The following is a 2,336-nucleotide window of genomic DNA, read 5'->3' as shown; positions in this document are numbered from 1 at the left end:
GCCCAGACCTAGCCTCCCGGACGCGCCAGCCCAACGAGGCCTCCTCAACAGAAAAAAACGCTTCATTCCTCACGTTTTTCAGCAGGCTGCTAGATCATTGAAATGACTTGAATCTCACCCGACGTCAGGTTGTAGGCTTGAAAACAGAGGACCATGACAAAACCTACACCACGAAGGCGTCGATGGCGCATTGGCGAGCTTGCAGAGGCTACCGGCGTGACGGTTCGCACTCTGCATCACTACGAACACACGGGTTTATTGAGCGCCTCGGAACGCACCGGCGGCGGTCACCGAATGTACGACCGCGAGAGCGTACAACGAGTATATCAAATCCTAGCGCTACGTGAGCTTGGCTTCTCGCTTGAAGAGATTCGCAGAGCGATTGGGGGCAGCACCTCGCTCACTGACTTGTTGCGCATGCATTTGGAGAGAATTGAGCTTCAAGTCGCGCGTACAACCCTGCTGCGAGATCGCTTGCGCAACATGACAACGGATGGAGAAATACACGTCAGCGTAGATGAGCTACCTGCCACTCTGGACGCCATGTCACGGGTTGAGGAGCGCACTCAGGAGCTCCGATGCACATGCGTCCTGGACGCAGTTCGCGAGGAGCGGTGGCGGAAGATCCGCGACGACCTGCGCGATTGCGTGGAACGGGGTGAGCATCCCTGCAGCGAACGGGCGAATGCTGTGGCGCTTCAAGCGCGTTCACTAATCACTGAAATCGCCGGAATTGAATCGACCGTTTCAACAATACTGAAAGTTCTTGCGCGACTCAGTGCGCCTCGCAACATGACTGGCTGGGATCCCCACCTAATGCAGTATCTCGACCTCGCCCTTGCCGCCCTGAAGGATGAACCGCACTGACTTGTCGCGCACTTTGCGTGCACGACCGCCGCGTTCTCCATTTAGATGAGAATGAGATGAGTTTTTGACCTAAGCACGCGGCTCGCGTCGCGTGGTTGAGGACCTCGTTGTGCTCGTCTCGAGGTTTTGCCCCGTCTCTCCGTCCTCGAGATGCGGCTTTTTGATACATTCACCAGACGAAGCCTCTCCAATGGGCTTGAATCGTACGTAGCGTCAAATTGTTCGATCTAAGTAGCTGGCCGCGGCCCCTGACAACACGGGACAACTCTGGCTAGCGGGAGGATCGTATGGAACTGCAACAGCATCAGAATGAAACGATTGCCGTTCTTGAGGACAGGCGCACCGCCGCCGATGGCTTTGCCGCTCTACGCCTAAGCCACTATCCAGGCGTGAGCGGACGCGCTCGAGGGCCGGCCGCTTCGAGCATGGGCGATTACCGGCTGCGCATCGTTCACAGCCACCCCAAACAGTAATCGAGACGGTCCGGTCCGACACCAAAGAGACAAGGCGGCCCCTCCCATGCCGCTGGCATGACAATTGTCGAACCGTCCGGGTAAACTGATCGTCGCGACGGCACATGCACCTAGATGTTCAGCGAAGTAATGGAAATGATGAAACGTCCTGCCGACCACGATACGCGACTGGCGTGGTTGCTCACGCTCGCGGTACTCGCCTCATATCTGGCGCTCGCGACACTGTTCGTGGAGCAGTCCTATGATGTCGATGGGCCTAAGGAACATTCTGTGCCCAAGGACACAGCTGAGCCTTCGTCGCTGCGTTACCTCTGCTTAGTCCTTTGCCGAGCTTCCACGGCGCAGTTTGAGAACGGACCGTCACCTGGACAACCGCAGAGCGATACCGCCGCCAAATTAGAATTGACAGCAATGCCGACGGGCTGCGAGGCGCTTGATTGCGCGCACGAGAATTGGTACGCATCCGGCGAAGGCCCCTAGCTAGGGCGCTTTCTGGTGGAAGGCTGATCGCGCCTAGGCGGCGTGAGCGACGCTCTGAGGCTGCCAATTCCAAGGCAGCAGTTCGTCAATGCGCTTGGCAGGGTGATCCGGTAGGCGCGCCAGCACGTCGGCAAGCCAAGCCTGTGGATCGATGTCGTTGAGCTTGGCGCTGGCAATGAGCGTGTAGATCGCAGCCGCACGTCGGCCGCCCTCATCGGACCCAGCGAAGGTCCAATTTTTTCGCCCCATGGCGACAGCCCGAAGCTCCCGCTCGGCAGCATTGTTCGACATGCAAAGCCGTCCGTCATCAAGGAAGCGGCTAAATGCATCCCAGCGGCTGAGGCAGTAATTGATCGCTTTGGTCGTGTCGTTGTTCCTGGAGAGCTTGGCGCGCTGCTCGCGCAACCACGCCGCCAGCTCGACGATCAGGGGGCGGCTACGCTCCTGGCGCACAAGCAAACGCTCCTGCGCAGTAAGACCGTTGATCTCGCGCTCGATGGCGAACAGAACATCGAC

At 58.4% G+C, this 2,336-nt stretch carries 3 protein-coding genes; 2 read left to right on the top strand and 1 reads right to left on the bottom strand.

All coding sequences use genetic code 11. The annotated features are described in order from the left end of the window. Positions 1 to 153 precede the first annotated feature (153 nt). Positions 154 to 867: a MerR family transcriptional regulator gene (locus CWO89_RS43280; protein WP_028169417.1), complete on the top strand. Its 714-nt coding sequence runs from the start codon at positions 154 to 156 to the stop codon at positions 865 to 867. Between the two features lie 287 nt (positions 868 to 1,154). Continuing rightward, on the top strand, positions 1,155 to 1,340 hold the full coding sequence (locus CWO89_RS43275) for a hypothetical protein (RefSeq protein ID WP_028169418.1): 186 nt from the start codon (positions 1,155 to 1,157) through the stop codon (positions 1,338 to 1,340). Between the two features lie 513 nt (positions 1,341 to 1,853). Here the strand turns inward: CWO89_RS43275 and CWO89_RS43270 are convergent. Then, positions 1,854 to 2,336: IS66 family transposase (locus CWO89_RS43270; RefSeq protein WP_130584281.1), on the bottom strand; the 483-nt coding region annotated here is incomplete at its 5' end.

The sequence above is a fragment of the Bradyrhizobium sp. Leo170 genome (assembly GCF_004296405.1).
Lineage (GTDB): Bacteria > Pseudomonadota > Alphaproteobacteria > Rhizobiales > Xanthobacteraceae > Bradyrhizobium.
This window is presented reverse-complemented; position numbering and strand designations above follow the sequence as displayed.

What these genes read in the sequence shown, in the direction of transcription:
- CWO89_RS43275 (WP_028169418.1), top strand. Translation starts at nt 1,155, where the DNA reads ATGGAACTGCAACAGCATCAGAATGAAACGATTGCCGTTCTTGAGGAC.
- CWO89_RS43280 (WP_028169417.1), top strand. Translation starts at nt 154, where the DNA reads ATGACAAAACCTACACCACGAAGGCGTCGATGGCGCATTGGCGAGCTT.